Genomic DNA, 15,654 nt, shown 5'->3' with positions numbered 1-15,654 from the left:
GCTCACGTGTTACTCACCCGTTCGCCACTGATCACCCTCCGAAGAGGGGTCACCGTTCGACTTGCATGTGTTAAGCACGCCGCCAGCGTTCGTCCTGAGCCAGGATCAAACTCTCCGTCGAAAAACCTTCGACCACCACGCACCGAAGCACGCAGCGGCCTTGATCTTTAGAACTTCATAGTCAGACCCTTGGACTCTGAAACCCCGTACCGAGCTGGCAAGCCGGCACGGGGGTAGATCCCAAAGGAACCCCGATCCCCACCCACACAGGAGTGGAGACCATTGGGGGTTAATGCATTGGCATCAACATTTTTCTAGCGCACTGTTGAGTTCTCAAGAACCGGACGCACCCACCCCGGACCGACCCTCAGCGAGAGGGTCAGCGGAAGAGGGGCAACTTTCCCACCCTAACCGGGAACCAGGCCAAACCTCAACCCAGCCCCGCTCAAGGAGCTTCCGGTGCCGCCACGTTCAGGCGCGGATCACCCTCGGCCAGGAGCTTCAGGTTTTCCGCCCCGCTCGGGGCGACATGAAGAACAGTACGCGGCGACCGGCGCGAGAGGCAAATCCGCTCGACGCCGGCCGCCGACCTGCTACTGCGGCAACGGAAGAGCCACCGCGGCCAGCGACTTCTTGCCGCGGCGCAGCACGGCGTAGCGCCCGTGCAGCAGGGACACGTCGGCGAGCGTCGCCTCCGGGTCCGTCACCTTGACGTTGTTGACGTAGGCCCCGCCCTCACCGATCGTCCGGCGGGCACCGCTGAGGCTGGGCGCCAGGCCGGTGTCGGCGAAGAGCTGGGCCAGGCGCGTCCCCGTGTCCTGCGGAGCCGCGGTGGGCAGCTCCTCCAGCGCTCCCCGCAGCGTCCGCTCGTCGATCCCGGCGAGCTCCCCGCCACCGAACAGCGCCGAGGACGCCTCCTCGACGGCGGCGGCGGCGGCCTCCCCGTGGACGAGCGCCGTGACCTCCTGGGCCAGGGCCCGCTGGGCGGCACGGGCCCGCGGGTTCTCCTCGACCTGCCGTCCGAGCTCGTCGATCTCCTGCGGGCTGCGGAAGCTGAAGGCCTTGAGGTAGTCCACGACCTTGGCGTCCTCGGCGTTGAGCCAGAACTGGTAGAAGGCGTACGGCGACGTCAGCTCCGGGTCCAGCCAGACGGCGCCGGACTCGGTCTTGCCGAACTTCGTGCCGTCCGCCTTGGTGAGCAGCGGCGTCGCCAGGGCGTGCACCGTCTGCTGGTCGACCCGGCGGACCAGCTCGCAGCCGGCGGTGATGTTGCCCCACTGGTCGGACCCGCCGAGCTGCAGCGAGCAGCCGTGCCGGCGGTGCAGCTGGAGGTAGTCGTTGCTCTGCAGCAGGACGTAGCTGAACTCGGTGAACGAGATGCCCGTCGTGGCCAGGCGCTTGCTGACCGCCTCCCGGTCGAGCATCCGGTTGACGGAGAAGTGCTTGCCGACGTCGCGCAGGAACTCGATGGTCGACATCGACTGCGTCCAGTCGAGGTTGTTCACCATCGTCGCGGCGGCCGGGCCCTCGAAGTCGAGGAACGGCGCGATCTGCGCCTGCAGCCCCGTCACCCACCCCGCGACCACGGACGGGTCGTTCATCGTGCGCTCCGCCGACGGTCGCGGGTCCCCCACCAGACCCGTCGCCCCGCCCACCAGGACCAGCGGCCGGTGACCGGCCTGCTGCAGGCGGCGCGCGGTGAGGACCTGGACGAGGTGCCCCACGTGGAGGCTGGCGGCGGTGGGGTCGAAGCCGACGTAGTACGTGAGCGGACCCGTCGCCAGAGCTTCCCGCAGCGCGGCCTCGTCGGTGGAGTGCGCCACCAGGCCCCGCCACTGCAGTTCGTCCCAGACGTCGTTCACGACTCGTCGGCTCCTCGGTGTCCGCGTGCGGGCGACCGTCGCCCGCCGACACGGTACGCGGACACCGTGGGGTCGTTCACGAGGGAAACGCGCCAGGGGGTGGGCGCCCCCGCACCGGCGACCCCCACGCGCGGTCCCCAGACGACGTCGTCGTCCCCGGCCGGCTCCCCCGGCAGCACGCTCAGCGCGCCCCCGGAGCAGACGTCGACCCCGTCCTGGGCGCGGTCGACGCCGAGCGCCCGGGTGAGCCGCGCCGGCCCGCGGGCCAGGTCGACGTCGCGGCGCGCGGCCACCCGCCGGGAGCGGGCGAGGTCCAGCCCGTCGACGACCTCCCCCGCGCGCAGCAGGACCGCCGACGCCGTGCCCTCCGGCCCGCACACGAGGTTCATGCACCAGTGCATCCCGTAGGAGAAGTACACGTAGGCGTGCCCGGGGGGCCCGAACATCACTCGCGTGCGCGGGGTCGGACCCCGGAAGGCGTGCGACCCGGGGTCGGCCTCCCCCGCGTACGCCTCGACCTCGGTCAGCCGGACCGCGACCACCCCGTCGGGGGTCTCGTGGCGCACGACCCGGCCCAGCAGGTCGCGCGCCACGACGAGGACGTCGCGGTCGAAGAAGGACCGGTCGAGGGTCAGGGCCGCGCCCACGCCAGGTGTCCCGCCAGGGCGTCCTGAGCCGCTTCCAGCTGTTCGGCCACGCGGACGGGCGCGGTTCCGCCGATGCCGTCGCGCGAGCTCAGCGACCCTTCCGTGGACAGCACGTCCTTGACCTCGGGCGTGAGGTGGGGTGAGATCCCGGCGAGGTCCTCGACCGTCAGGTCCCACAGCTCGACGCTGCGGTCCTCCTGCGCGGAGCGCTCCTCGCAGCGGCGCACGCACGCGCCGGAGACCCGGTGCGCCTCGCGGAACGGGACCCCCTGCCGGACCAGCCACTCCGCGACGTCGGTGGCCAGGGCGAACCCCTGCGGGGCCAGCGAGGCCATCCGGTCGGTGTGGAAGTGCAGCGTCGCGACCATCCCGGCGACGGCGGGCAGCAGGAGCTCGAGGGTGTCGACCGCGTCGAACACCGGCTCCTTGTCCTCCTGCAGGTCCCGGTTGTAGGCCAGCGGCAGCCCCTTGAGCGTCGCCAGGAGACCCGTGAGGTCACCGATGAGGCGCCCGGCCTTCCCGCGGGCCAGCTCGGCCACGTCGGGGTTCTTCTTCTGCGGCATGATGCTCGACCCCGTCGACCAGGCGTCGTCGAGGGTGACGAAGGAGAACTCCTTGGTGGCCCAGGCGATGACCTCCTCGGAGATGCGGGACAGGTCCACGCCGATCATCGCGGCGACGAACGCGAACTCGGCGGCGACGTCGCGCGCGGCGGTGCCGTCGATGGAGTTCTCCACGCTGCGGGTGAAGCCGAGCTCGTGGGCGACGGCCACCGGGTCCAGCCCCAGCGACGACCCCGCCAGGGCGCCGGAACCGTACGGGGAGACCGCGGCGCGGGCGTCCCAGTCCCGCAGGCGCTCCACGTCGCGCAGCAGCGGCCAGGCGTGCGCCATGAGGTGGTGCCCGAGCAGGACCGGCTGGGCGTGCTGCAGGTGCGTGCGCCCCGGCATCGCCGCCGTCGGGTGCGCGGCGGCCTGCGTCAGCAGCGCCTCGACGACGTCCAGGACGAGCCCGGCGACGATCCGGGCGTGCTCGCGCAGGAACATCCGCAGCAGCGTCGCGATCTGGTCGTTGCGGGAGCGGCCCGCGCGCAGGCGACCGCCGACGTCGGCACCGACGCGCTCCACGAGCGCCCGTTCCAGCGCCGAGTGCACGTCCTCGTCCTCGGGGGCCGGGACGAACGCCCCGGACAGCACGTCGGCCTCCAGGGCGTCCAGACCGGCCAGCAGGGCCTGCAGCGTCGCCTCGTCCAGGAGCCCGGCGCCGTGCAGGACGCGGGCGTGGGCGCGCGAGCCGGCGAGGTCGTGGGGGGCCAGGCGGAAGTCGAAGTGCGTCGACTTCGACAGCGCCGCCATCGCCTCGGCGGGGCCGGTGGCGAACCGGGCGCCCCACAGGCCCTTCTCGCCCTGCTGCGGGGGGTTCTGGGTCATGGCACGTCCACCTCGTTCTCGGGGACCCCGGCGGGGTCGTCGACGGATCCGGTCCGGCGCGCCAGCGCCAGGAAGCGGGCGGCGACGGCGTCGCCGCCCAGGGGGTCGCGGGTGATGACCAGGACGGTGTCGTCACCGGCGATCGTGCCGAGCAGCGACGGGATCACCGAGTGGTCCACGGCGCTGGCCAGGAACTGGGCCGCACCGGGCGGGGTGCGCAGGACGACGAGGTTCGCCGACGCCTGCGCGCTCACGAGCAGTTCCTCGCACCAGCGGGCGAGCCGGGCGTCGAGGACCTCCTGCCCGACGCCGCGGCGGGGGGTGCGGTCACCGCCCTCGGCGGGCAGGGCGTAGACCAGCCCCCGGTCGCCGTCGCGGACCTTGACCGCGCCCAGTTCGACGAGGTCGCGCGACAGCGTCGCCTGCGTCACGGCCACGCCCTCCTGCGCGAGGTGGGTGGCCAGCTCGGTCTGCGAGCGGACCGGGTAGCGGGCCAGCACCGCGGCGATCCGGTCGTGGCGGAACGCCTTCGTGCCCGCCCCCGGGCCGGGGGACGGAGCCGGGGCCGAGGTCACCGGGACTTCTCGAGCAACCAGACCAGCAGGGCCTTCTGCGCGTGCAGCCGGTTCTCCGCCTCGTCCCAGACGACGGACCGCGGCCCCTCGATGACCTCGGCGTCGATCTCCTTGCCCCGGTAGGCCGGCAGGCAGTGCAGGACGACGGCGTCGGGAGCGGCCTGCGCGAGCAGGTCGCCGGTGAGGGAGAAGGGGCGGAACCGCTCGAACTCCTGACCCTCCTGGCCCATCGAGATCCACGTGTCGGTGGCGACGACGTCGACCCCCGCGACGGCCGCGGCGGCGTCGGAGGTCACCGTCACCGAACCACCGGTGCCGGCGGCCACGGCCTGCGCGCGGGCGATGACCGCGGGGTCGGGCAGGTCCGAGGCGGGGGTGCCGATGCGCACGTGCATCCCCGCCGTCGCCCCGCCGAGCGCGTAGGAGTGGGCCATGTTGTTGGCCCCGTCCCCGACGTAGGTGAGCGTCAGGCCGGCGAGGGTCCCCTTGTGCTCGGCGACCGTCTGCAGGTCGGCGAGGATCTGGCACGGGTGGTACAGGTCGGTCAGGGAGTTCACGACGGGCACCCGGGAGTTCGCCGCCATCTGCGCCAGGGAGTCCTGGGAGAACGTCCGCCACACGATCGCCGCGACCTGGCGTTCCAGGACCCGCGCGGTGTCGGCGACGGGTTCGCCCCGGCCCAGCTGCGACCCGGCCGCGTCGATGACCAGGGGCACCCCGCCGAGGTCGGCGACCCCGACGCTGAAGGACACGCGCGTGCGGGTCGAGGGCTTGTCGAACAGCAGGGCGACGGTCTGCGGGCCGGCGAGCGGTTTCTCGGCGAACCGGTCCTGCTTGAGGCGTGCGGCGAGCGCGAGGACCTCGGCCTGTTCGGCGGGGCTGAGGTCGTCGTCGGCGAGGAAGTGCCGGACGGTCACGGGGTCGCTCCTTCCAGCGCGGTGTCGAGGATCTCGGGCAGGGCGGTCACGAACGTGTCCGCCTGGGCGGCGGTGAGCACCAGCGGCGGGGCGAGGCGGACGGTGTCCGGGCGCGCCGCGTTGACGATGAACCCGCGGTCCAGCGCCGCCTGGACGACCTGCGCGCCCAGGGGCCGGGTCAGCCCGATGCCGAGCAGCAGGCCCTCGCCGCGCACGCCCTCCACGAGCGGGTGGCCCAGCGCCTCCACGGCCGTGCGCAGGTGCCGGCCGACCGTGGTCGCGTTCTCCCGCAACCCGTCGCGGGCGATGGCGTGCAGCACGGCCAACCCGGCCGCCGAGGCCACCGGGTTCCCGCCGAACGTCGACCCGTGCTGACCGGCGCCGAGCAGAGTGGCGTTGTGCGGGCCGAAGGCGACGACCCCGCCGACGGGGATGCCGCCGCCGAGGCCCTTGGCCACGGTCACCACGTCGGGGACGACGCCGCCGTGCCGGGGGTTCTGGAACGCGAACCACTCCCCCGTGCGCCCGACGCCGCTCTGCACCTCGTCCAGGACGAGGAGGGCACCGTGCTCGGCGGTGATGCGCCGCGCGGCGGCGAGGTAGCCGTCGGGGGCGGGCACGACGCCGTTCTCGCCCTGGAGCGGTTCGAGGAACACCGCGGCCGTCGCGCCGTCGACGGCCCGGCCCAGGGCGCCCACGTCGCCGTAGGGCACGAACTCCACCCCGCCGGGCAGGGGTTCGAAGGGGGCCCGGTAGGCCTCCTTGGCCGTGAGGGCCAGCGCCCCCATCGTCCGGCCGTGGAACGCCCCGTGGGTGGAGACCACCTTCGTCCGCCCGGTGCGGCGGGCCATCTTGAACGCGGCCTCGTTCGCCTCGGTCCCGGAGTTCGCGAAGAACACCGCCGACCCCTCGGGAGCACCGGCCACCTCCAGCAACCGCTCGGCGAGGGCGATCTGCGGGGCGGAGGCGAAGAAGTTCGAGACGTGCCCGAGCGTGGTGAGCTGGGAGGTCACCGCGGCCACGAGCAGCGGGTGCGCGTGCCCGAGGGAGTTCGTCGCGATGCCGCCGAGCAGGTCGAGGTAGCGGGTGCCGTCGGCGTCCCAGACGAAGCAGCCCTCCCCGCGGACCAGGACGCGCTGGGGCGTGCCGAACGTCTGCATGACCGAGCGGGTGTAGCGCTCGATCCAGGCCTGCCCGGTGCCGTCGGTGACGGGCAGGGCCTCGGCCCGCTCTACGACCACTGGTTCCACTGCGTCTCCCCGCGGGTTCACGGCACGACCATCGTGCCGTTGCCGGAGGTCGTGAAGACCTCCAGCAGCACCGAGTGCGCCTGCCGGCCGTCGATGACCGTGGCGCGCGGCACCCCGCCGCGCACGGCCCGCAGGCACGCCTCCATCTTCGGGACCATCCCCGACTCCAGCGAGGGCAGGAGGTCGGCGAGGTCGTCGGCCTCGATCTCCCGCACGAGGGAGTCGGTGTTCGGCCAGTCGCGGTACAGGCCCGCGACGTCGGTCATGACGACGAACTTCTGCGCCCCCAGGGCCACGGCGATGGCCGAGGCGGCGGTGTCGGCGTTCACGTTGAGGACCTGACCGGGAACGGGGTTCCCGTCGTCGTCCACCTCGGGCGCGACCGTCGAGATGACCGGGATGCGGCCGGCGTCGAGGAGGTCGACCACGGCCCGCGGGTCCACGCCGACGACGTCCCCGACGAGCCCGACGTCGACGAGTCCACCGTCGACGACCGCACCGCGACGGGTCGCGCGCAGCAGGCCGGCGTCCTCCCCGGACAGACCGACGGCCAGCGGCCCGTGCGCGTTGAGCAGGCCGACGAGTTCGCGGCCGACCTGGCCCGTGAGGACCATCCGCACGACGTCCATCGTCTCGGGGGTGGTCACGCGCAACCCGCCGCGGAACTCGCTGCGGATGTCGAGCTTGCGCAGCATCGTCGAGATCTGCGGTCCACCGCCGTGCACGACGACGGGGCGCAGGCCGGCGGTGCGCAGGAACACGACGTCCTGCGCGAACGCGCGCTTGAGCTCGTCGTCGACCATGGCGTTCCCGCCGTACTTCAGCACGACGAGCGCACCGTGCCACTTCTGCAGCCACGGCAGGGCCTCGACGAGGACGCCGGTCTTGTCCTGGGCGGACAGGTCGTTCGGTTCGGGGCTCGGTGCGGGGGTCGGTTCGGGGTTCATGTGGAGTAGGCGCTGTTCTCGTGGACGTAGGCGTGGGTGAGGTCGTTGGTCCAGACCGTGGCCGTCTCCGTCCCGGCCTTGAGGTCGATGCGGACCCGCACCTCGCGGGGGCCCAGGTCGACCAGGGCCGGGTCGGCGTGCGGGGCGCCGTCGACGCAGACCGCGATCCCGTTGAGGCTCACGTCCAGCGTCTGCGGGTCGAACCGCGCCGAGGTCGTCCCGACCGCCGCCATGACCCGGCCCCAGTTCGGGTCCTTGCCGTAGACCGCGGCCTTGAACAGGTTGTTGCGCGCCACCGAGCGGCCCACCTCGACGGCCTCGTCCTCCGAGGCTGCCCCGACGACCTCGATCGCGATGTCGTGGTCGGCCCCCTCGGCGTCGGCCACGAGCATCCGCGCCAGGTCCCCGCAGACGCGGCGGACGACCTCGGCGAACGCCGCCGGGTCCGGCGTCGTCCCGCTGGCCCCCGACGCGAGCAGGACGACGGTGTCGTTGGTCGACATGCACCCGTCGGAGTCGACGCGGTCGAACGTCGTCCGCGTGGCCGCCCGCAGGGCGCGGTCGAGGTCGGCGGCCTCCACGACGGCGTCGGTCGTCAGGACCACGAGCATCGTCGCCAGACCGGGGGCGAGCATCCCCGCGCCCTTGGCCATGCCCCCGACGACGAACCCCTCACCGCTGGCGATGGCCTGCTTGGAGACGGTGTCCGTCGTCATGATCGCCGTGGCCGCGGCCGTGCCGCCCTCGGTCGACAGGCCCGCGGAGGCGGCGCGCACCCCGGCGAGCAGTTTCTCCCGGGAGAACTCCACCCCGATGAGGCCGGTGGAGCAGACGACGACGTCGGCCGCCCCGGCGCCGGTGAGGTCACCGACGAGCTCGGCCGTGGCGTGCGTCGTCTGGAAACCCTGCGGGCCGGTGAAGCAGTTCGCGCCCCCGGAGTTCAGGACGACGGCCTTGAGGTGGCCGTCGGCGCTGGCGCGCTCGCTCCACAGGACCGGGTGGGCCTTGCAGCGGTTGGAGGTGTAGACGGCGGCGCCGGCATCGAGGGGACCGTCGTTGACGACGAGGGCGAGGTCGGGGCGGCCGGAGGCCTTGAGCCCGGCGGTGACGCCGGCGGCCCGGAACCCCTGTGCCGCGGTGACGCTCACGGGGCGACCCCCACGGCCCTCAGGCCGGCGTCCTCGGGCAGACCCAGGGCGATGTTGACGGACTGCACGGCTCCTCCGGCGGTTCCCTTGACGAGGTTGTCGATGGCGGACACGACGAGGACGCGGCCGGCGTGCTCGTCGACGGCGAGCTGCAGCGCGCAGGCGTTGCCGCCGAGCACCTGCGCGGTCGAGGGCCACTGCCCCTCGGGCAGGAGGTGGACGAACTGCTCGTCCGCGTAGGCGTCCTCCCACGCGGAGCGGACCTGCGCGGCCGAGACGCCGCCGGCGAGCCGGGCGGTGCAGGTGGCGAGGATGCCGCGGGACATCGGGGCCAGCGTCGGGGTGAACGACACCGTGACGGGCCCGCCGGCGGCCAGGGCCAGGTTCTGCTCGATCTCGGGGGTGTGCCGGTGGCCGCCACCGACGCCGTAGGGGCTCATCGACCCCATGACCTCCGAGCCCAGCAGGTGCGGTTTGAGGGCCTTGCCCGCCCCGGAGGTGCCCGAGGCCGCGACGACCACGACGTCGTCGGGGACCAGCAGCCCGGCGGCGAACCCTGGCGCGAGCGCGAGGCTCACCGACGTCGGGTAGCAGCCCGGGACGGCGATGCGCGTCGCGCCCCGCAGGTGCTCGCGCTGCCGCCCGCCGCCGGCCAGCGGCAGTTCGGGCAGACCGTAGGGCCAGGTGCCGGCGTGCTCGCTGCCGTAGAAGCGCTCCCAGGCCGCGGCGTCGAGGAGGCGGTGGTCGGCGCCGAGGTCGACGACGAGGACGTCCTGGCCGAGCTCGGCCGCGACGGCCGCGGAGGCACCGTGCGGCAGGGCGAGGAACACGACGTCGTGACCGGCGAGGACCTCCGTCGTCGTCGGCTGCAGGACGCGGTCGGCCAGCGGCAGCAGGTGCGGCTGGAGCTGCCCGAGGCGGGTGCCGGCGTTGGAGGCGCCGGTGAGGGCGCCGATCTGCACGTGCGGGTGGTTCAGCAGCACCCGCAGGGCCTCGCCACCGGCGTAGCCGCTGGCCCCTGCGACGGCGACCGACAGCCGCTTCCCGGGTTCCATGTGCATGACCATACACCGGTTCGGCTAGCCATGCAGGTGCAGGTGCAGGTGCAGGTGCTCAGGCGAGCGGGTCGTCGGGGCCGTAGGGCGTGACGACGAGTTTGCGCGTCGTGGGTCCGAGGCGGGGCTCGGCGGCGCGCAGGGACTCCGGGGTGTCGGCCCCGACGCGCACGAACCGCCCGGACCACGCGTCCAGGCGGCCCGAGGCGATGGCGCGGACCATCTCCACGACGGCGTCGGGATCGGTCCACTCGGTGCGCTCGGCGTGCTGGCTCATGCTCGTCGACATCGCCGTGCGCACCACGCCCGGCGACAGTTCGAAGGCCAGCACCCCGTGCGGGGCACCCGCCACGGCGATCGCGCCGCCGAGGCGGAACAGCGCCGCTTTGCTCGCGGCGTAGGCGGCGTAGGTGCCGCTGTCCTTGGACGCGGCCCCGGAGCTGAGGTCGACGACCCGGCCGGCACCGCGCGCCACCATGCCCGGCACGACGGCGCGCGCGACGTGGAAGGGCCCCAGGACGTTGGCCTCCAGGACGGCCCGGACGTGCGCCGGGTCCGCCTCCCACGGGGGCACCTCCTGCGGCTCGATGCGGCCCGCGGCCTGCACGAGCAGGTCGAACCCGCCCAGCTCCAGCTCCAGGGCGTGCACACCGGCGGCGACCGCGGAGGCGTCGGTGACGTCGAACGCCGTAGCCACCGCGCGGCCGCCGTCGACCGTGATCTCCTCGACCAGCTCGTCGAGCGCGCGGGCGCTGCGGGCCACCACGGCGACGGTGAACCCCGCCTGGGCCAGGCCGAGCGCCACGGCCCGGCCGATGCCCTGGCTGGCCCCGGTGACCAGGGCGCGCACGGGCTGCACCTGCGGCACGTCAGACACGTTGCGTCGCTCCCGTCCGGTCGGCGGCGAGGGTGACGGCCGCATCGCGGGCCGCGCTGGCCTCCTCAGCGGTCAGCGTCCGGTCCGCAGCGCGGAAGCGCAACGCGAAGGCGAGGGACTTGCGACCCGGCCCGACCTGGGCACCGCTGTAGACGTCGAAGAGGTGCACGTCCTCCAGGAGCGGCCCGGCCCCCTCGCGCAGCGCCTCCTGCACCGTCGCGGCGGGCGTGGCCGCGTCGACGACCAGGGCGACGTCCTGCGTCGCGGCGGGCAGACCGGACAGCGGGTCGACCTGCGGGGCGGCGCCGACGAGGGCCAGGAGCACGTCGAGGTCGAGCTCGAAGGCCGCCGCCCGGGCGGGCAGCTCCAGCGCCGCGACCGCGCTCGGGTGCAGCTCCCCGGCGTACCCCACCGGGTGCCCCTGCGGCGTCGTGATCCGCGCGCACCGGCCGGGGTGCCACGGGGCGTGCTCGGCCGCCTCGACGACGACCTCGACCCCGACGGCCGCCGCGACCGTGCGCGCGGCCTCGACGGCGTCGGCCCAGCCGGCGGGTTCGGCGGTGCGGGCGAACCCGTCCGCGAGCGCCCCGGGGCGGCGCCGGACACCGGTGAGGACGCCCGCGACGTGCAGCGGCTGGGCCGGCACGGCCTCCTGCAACCGGGCCAGTTCCGCCGGCGAGGGACGGCGTTCCACCCCGAGGACCTCGGCGCGCCCGGCGCCGGGGCGGGGGTGGGTCACCGAGCCCAGCTCCATGACCGCGAGGTCGCGCAGCCCGCGGGAGACGTTGCGGCGCACCGTCTCCACGAGGGAGTCGAGCAGGCTGGTGCGCATCAGCGGCTGCTGCTCGGACAGCGGGTTGGCCAGGCGCAGCGCGCTGCGGCGGGGGTCGTCGGCGGGCAGCTGCTGGGCGTCGTGGACGGAGGCCGCCACGAACGGGTAGCTGAGCACCTCCACGAAGCCGTCGTCGACGAGGGCCCGGGCCACCGAGCGGCGGGCTCGCTGCGCCGGGGTCAGCCCGGTTCCGGCCGGGGCCGGCGGCAGGACGGAGGGGATGGCGTCGTACCCGGTGAGGCGGGCGACCTCCTCGACGAGGTGGACGCGGCCGGTGAGGTCGGGGCGCCACGGCGGGGGCGTCACGGTGAGGGCGGACCCCTCCACGTCGACGGTGCACCCGATCTCGGTCAGCGTGCCGACGACGACCTCGGCGTCGTAGGGGACGCCGACGACCCGTTCGGGGAACCCGGCGTCCATCGTGACCGGCTGCGGGGCGGTGGTCTCGCCGGCGTCGGTCGCGGTCGTCTCGGCCGTCCCGCCGCCGTGCTCGACCAGGAGGCGGACGGCGAGTTCGGCCGCGGCCGCGCAGATCGTCGGGTCGGTGCCGCGCTCGAACCGCTTGGCGGCCTCCGAGGGCAGCCGGTGCCGCCGGGCGGTGCGGGCCACGGTGACCTGCGCGAAGTGCGCGGCCTCGACCAGGACGTCCCGGGTCGTGGCCGAGACCTCGCTGGCGGCCCCGCCCATGACCCCGGCCAGGCTCAGCACCCGGGAGGTCGAGGGGTCACCGGGGACCTCGTCGGTGATGAGCAGGTCCTCGGGGTGCAGGGTCCGCTCGACGTCGTCGAGCGTGGTGAGGCGTTCGCCCGCGCGGGCCCGGCGCACGACGAGCTCGCCCTGCAGCTGGTCGAGGTCGTAGGCGTGCAGCGGTTGCCCGGTGGCGAGCATGACGTAGTTCGTCACGTCCACGGCCAGCGAGATCGGCCGCATCCCCGCCTGGCGCAACCGGTCGGCGACGAACGCCGGCGTGGGACGGGTCGGGTCCAGGCCCCGGACGACGCGGGCCACGAAACGGTCGCAGCCCAGCGCCCCGCGCACGGGGGCGTCGTCCTCGAGCCGCACGGGGAACCCGGGGCCGGAGGGCACCGGCACCTCGACGTCGACGGGGTCGCGCAGCACCTGCGCGACGGGCCGGCGGGTGCCGTGGGCGTACTCGCGGGCGATCCCGCGGATGCTGAAGCAGTAGCCGCGGTCGGGCGTGACGTTGACCTCGACGGTCTCCTCAGCCAGGCCCAGCAGGGCCAGCGCGTCCTGCCCGGGCGTCACCTCCACGCCCGGCAGGTGCCGGGCGAGCACGATGATGCCGTCGTGGTCCTCGCCGAGGCCCAGCTCGCGGGCCGAGCAGATCATCCCGTCCGAGACGTGCCCGTAGGTCTTGCGGGCGGCGATGGCGAACCCACCGGGCAGTTCGGCGCCGGGCAGCGCGACGACGACGAGGTCGCCCTCGACGAAGTTGTGCGCGCCGCACACGATGCCGCGCGAGCCGTCGGCGTCGTTGTGCGCGGGCCCCACGTCGACGTGGGTCCAGTTGATCGTCTTGCCGTTCTTCTGCGGCTCCTTCACGAGGTCGAGCACCCGGCCCACGACGACGGGCCCGGTGACCCCGGCCGTGTGGATGCCCTCCTCCTCCAGGCCGACGCGGACCAGGGACGCCGCGACGTCCACCCCGCTCGCGCCGGGTTCGAGGTCGACGTGCTCGGCGAGCCAGCTCAGGGGGATGCGCATCAGAGGTCCTTCTCCCCCGCGGCCACGGCCGGGTCCGCGACCCGCGCCACCCCGGACGCCGACAGGTCCTCCACGCCGAACGCCCGGCTGAACCGCACGTCACCCTCCACCATGTCGCGCATGTCCGTCACCCCGTTGCGGAACATCAGCGTCCGCTCGATCCCCATCCCGAACGCGAACCCCTGGTAGCGGTCGGGGTCGATGCCCGCGGCCCGCAGCACGTTCGGGTTGACCATCCCGCAGCCGCCCCACTCGATCCAGCCGCGCTCGGCGTCGCGGCCCAGGGAGAACCGCAGGTCCAGCTCGGCGCTCGGCTCGGTGAACGGGAAGAACGCCGGCCGCCAGCGCGTCTGGACCCCGTCGCCGAACATGGCCCGGGCGAAGTGGTCGAGCGTGCCCTTGAGGTGGGCCATCGTCAGGCCCTCGTCGATGGCGATGCCCTCGAGCTGGTGGAACACCGGTGTGTGGGTCGCGTCGAGCTCGTCGGTGCGGAACACCTTGCCGGGGCAGACGACGTACAGGGGCACGCCGCGCTGCAGGAGCGACCGGCTCTGCACCGGCGAGGTGTGGGTGCGCAGCACGAGACCGGAGTCGGCCCCACCGTCGGCGTCGGCGACGAAGAACGTGTCCTGCATCTGCCGCGCGGGGTGGTCGGCGTCGAAGTTCAGGGCGTCGAAGTTGAACCACTCGGCCTCGACCTCGGGCCCCTCGGCGACCTCCCAGCCCATCGCCGTGAACACGTCGCCGACGCGTTCGACGAGCAGCGGGATCGGGTGCCGGGCACCGCGGTCCGGTCGCGCCACCGGCAGCGTGACGTCGACGACCTCCTCGCGCAGCACCCGTTCGGTGTGCTCGGCCTCCAGGACGGCGGTCCGCTCGGTCACCGCGGCGCCCACGCGGCCGCGGGCCTGGCCGACGCGCTTGCCGGCGGCCGCCTTCTGCGGCCCGGGCAGGGTGCCGATGGCCCGGTTGGCCAGGGCCAGCGGGCTGCGGTCGCCGGCGTGGGCCAGGCGCGCGGCCTTGAGCTCGTCGAGGTCGGTGGCCGCGGCCACCGCGGCGAGGGCGGCGTCGAGGGCGGCCTGGACGCTCGCCTCGTCCACCGCGCCCTCGGGCACGTCGGGCTGGTCGGACATCGCTGGTGCGCTCTCCTCGTCACGGGGATCGTCGACTGCTCGTCGGTGGGCCGCTCGCAGGACCCGGCCCGATCTTCCCAGATCCCGCGGCCCGGCTCAGCGCTCGGCCCGGCCCGGCTCCCCCGCCGGCAGGCGCACGGTGAAGCGGGCCCCACCCGTGGGGGCGGGCTCCACGTCGACGTCACCGCCGTGCGCCTCGACCAGACCGCGGGTGACGTACAGCCCCAGGCCCGTGCCGCTGCGGGTGCCGCCGTGCCAGAACTTGGAGAACACGTACGGCCGGTCCTCGACCGGGACCCCCTCACCGTTGTCGTCGACGGTCAGGACGACCCAGCCGGAGTTCTCGGGGGTCTGGGAGGGCTCGGGGACGACCGTGACCACCACCGTGCCGGCCCCGTGCCGGACGGCGTTGTCGAGGAGGTTCGTCACCACCTGGGCCATTCGGTCCGGGTCGGCCCACAGCTCCGGCGGGTCGGGGTCGAGCACCAGCTCGAACCGCTCGTCGTCGTACCCGGCCATCCGCAGCCGGTCGACGTGCTCGCGCACGAGGGCGGCCAGGTCCATCGGCCGGCGGTGCACCGCGAGGCGGCCCGCGTCCACGCGGGCGACGTCGAGCAGGTCGCCGACCAGCCGGCTGACCCGGTCGGCGTCGGCGTGCACCGTGGTGAGCATGAGGCGCTTCTGGTCGTCGCTGAAGCGGTCCCACCGGCGCAGCAGGCTGGCGGTGAACTGCTTCACCGACGTCAGGGGAGAGCGCAGCTCGTGGGCGACCGTGGCGATGAGGCTCGCGGTGTCGGTCTCGGCGCGGCGGCGCCCGTCGGGGGCGCGCAGGGCCAGCACCGCGCGCCGGAGGGCTCCGGTCTCCTCCCGCTGCAGGCGCGCGGTGACGAGGAGCTCGGTGCCGCCGGGCAGGAGGAGCAGCCGCTCGCCGTGCCCGTCGCCGGCGACCCCGCCCGGCCCCCGGGAGGAGTCCGGCAGGACGTCCCACCAGCGCCGTCCCGAGGTGTCCTGCAGGGGCAGGGCGCGCCGCAGCGGGGCACCCACCAGGTCCGCGCGCGGGCGGCCCAGGAGACGTTCGGCGACGACGTTGAGGTCGGTGATGGTCCCCTCGCCGTCGGTGAGGACCACACCGTCGGGCAGGTCGTCGAGGTCGAGCCCGGGCAGCACGAGGGGACGGGCCGGCGACGCGGCCCCGGCGCTCCCCCTCGCCTCGGGCACGGGGCGACCCTAGGGCATCGGGTGATCGACCCGCGCGC

The 15,654-nt window shown here is 74.3% G+C and carries 13 protein-coding genes and 1 rRNA gene; all 14 read right to left on the bottom strand.

Translation table 11 applies throughout. The features are described from left to right. Positions 1 to 121 (bottom strand): 16S ribosomal RNA (locus tag AB2L27_RS05185); the annotation flags it as partial. Between the two features lie 472 nt (positions 122 to 593). Then, the gene (tyrS, locus tag AB2L27_RS05180) at positions 594 to 1,862 is read right to left on the bottom strand and encodes a tyrosine--tRNA ligase (RefSeq protein ID WP_370440401.1); all 1,269 of its coding nucleotides are present in this window, start codon (positions 1,860 to 1,862) and stop codon (positions 594 to 596) included. Next, a complete protein-coding gene (locus AB2L27_RS05175) occupies positions 1,859 to 2,509 on the bottom strand; it encodes a DNA-3-methyladenine glycosylase (protein ID WP_370440400.1) in 651 nt (216 codons plus the stop codon). The genes tyrS and AB2L27_RS05175 overlap by 4 nt, the downstream gene beginning before the upstream one ends. Continuing rightward, entirely contained in the window at positions 2,494 to 3,939 is a 1,446-nt protein-coding gene (gene argH / locus AB2L27_RS05170; protein ID WP_370440399.1) for an argininosuccinate lyase, read from the bottom strand. The genes AB2L27_RS05175 and argH overlap by 16 nt, the downstream gene beginning before the upstream one ends. Then, positions 3,936 to 4,514 carry an arginine repressor gene (locus AB2L27_RS05165; RefSeq protein WP_370440398.1) on the bottom strand — a complete coding sequence of 193 codons (579 nt, stop codon included), beginning with the start codon at positions 4,512 to 4,514 and terminating at the stop codon, positions 3,936 to 3,938. Before AB2L27_RS05165 ends, argH begins: the two co-directional genes overlap by 4 nt. Beyond that, on the bottom strand, positions 4,511 to 5,431 hold the full coding sequence (argF, locus tag AB2L27_RS05160; RefSeq protein WP_370440397.1) for an ornithine carbamoyltransferase: 921 nt from the start codon (positions 5,429 to 5,431) through the stop codon (positions 4,511 to 4,513). The genes AB2L27_RS05165 and argF overlap by 4 nt, the downstream gene beginning before the upstream one ends. Further along, a complete protein-coding gene (locus AB2L27_RS05155) occupies positions 5,428 to 6,681 on the bottom strand; it encodes an acetylornithine transaminase (protein WP_370440396.1) in 1,254 nt (417 codons plus the stop codon). Before AB2L27_RS05155 ends, argF begins: the two co-directional genes overlap by 4 nt. A 17-nt stretch (positions 6,682 to 6,698) precedes the next feature. Continuing rightward, positions 6,699 to 7,628: an acetylglutamate kinase gene (gene argB, locus AB2L27_RS05150; protein ID WP_370440395.1), complete on the bottom strand. Its 930-nt coding sequence runs from the start codon at positions 7,626 to 7,628 to the stop codon at positions 6,699 to 6,701. Continuing rightward, positions 7,625 to 8,776, bottom strand: coding sequence for a bifunctional glutamate N-acetyltransferase/amino-acid acetyltransferase ArgJ (gene argJ / locus AB2L27_RS05145; protein WP_370440394.1), 1,152 nt, complete (start codon positions 8,774 to 8,776; stop codon positions 7,625 to 7,627). The genes argB and argJ overlap by 4 nt, the downstream gene beginning before the upstream one ends. Beyond that, entirely contained in the window at positions 8,773 to 9,831 is a 1,059-nt protein-coding gene (argC, locus tag AB2L27_RS05140) for an N-acetyl-gamma-glutamyl-phosphate reductase (protein WP_370440393.1), read from the bottom strand. The genes argJ and argC overlap by 4 nt, the downstream gene beginning before the upstream one ends. A 58-nt stretch (positions 9,832 to 9,889) precedes the next feature. Beyond that, positions 9,890 to 10,708: an SDR family NAD(P)-dependent oxidoreductase gene (locus AB2L27_RS05135; RefSeq protein ID WP_370440392.1), complete on the bottom strand. Its 819-nt coding sequence runs from the start codon at positions 10,706 to 10,708 to the stop codon at positions 9,890 to 9,892. Next, positions 10,701 to 13,265 carry a phenylalanine--tRNA ligase subunit beta gene (gene pheT / locus AB2L27_RS05130; RefSeq protein WP_370440391.1) on the bottom strand — a complete coding sequence of 855 codons (2,565 nt, stop codon included), beginning with the start codon at positions 13,263 to 13,265 and terminating at the stop codon, positions 10,701 to 10,703. Before pheT ends, AB2L27_RS05135 begins: the two co-directional genes overlap by 8 nt. Next, positions 13,265 to 14,398, bottom strand: coding sequence for a phenylalanine--tRNA ligase subunit alpha (gene pheS, locus AB2L27_RS05125; RefSeq protein WP_370440390.1), 1,134 nt, complete (start codon positions 14,396 to 14,398; stop codon positions 13,265 to 13,267). Before pheS ends, pheT begins: the two co-directional genes overlap by 1 nt. A 96-nt stretch (positions 14,399 to 14,494) precedes the next feature. After that, complete coding sequence (locus tag AB2L27_RS05120; RefSeq protein WP_370440389.1) at positions 14,495 to 15,616, bottom strand: sensor histidine kinase; 1,122 nt, start codon at positions 15,614 to 15,616, stop codon at positions 14,495 to 14,497. Between the last annotated feature and the right edge of the window lie 38 nt (positions 15,617 to 15,654).

Source organism: Kineococcus halophytocola, assembly GCF_041276425.1.
GTDB lineage: Bacteria > Actinomycetota > Actinomycetes > Actinomycetales > Kineococcaceae > Kineococcus > Kineococcus halophytocola.
The sequence above is the reverse complement of the archived record's forward strand: the minus strand, read 5'-3'. Positions and strand labels throughout refer to the sequence as shown.

Bases quoted from the DNA above. Each gene is read 5' to 3' on its own strand.
- argH (WP_370440399.1), bottom strand. From the start codon at position 3,939: ATGACCCAGAACCCCCCGCAGCAGGGCGAGAAGGGCCTGTGGGGCGCC.
- argB (WP_370440395.1), bottom strand. From the start codon at position 7,628: ATGAACCCCGAACCGACCCCCGCACCGAGCCCCGAACCGAACGACCTG.
- argC (WP_370440393.1), bottom strand. From the start codon at position 9,831: ATGGAACCCGGGAAGCGGCTGTCGGTCGCCGTCGCAGGGGCCAGCGGC.
- pheT (WP_370440391.1), bottom strand. From the start codon at position 13,265: ATGCGCATCCCCCTGAGCTGGCTCGCCGAGCACGTCGACCTCGAACCC.
- pheS (WP_370440390.1), bottom strand. From the start codon at position 14,398: ATGTCCGACCAGCCCGACGTGCCCGAGGGCGCGGTGGACGAGGCGAGC.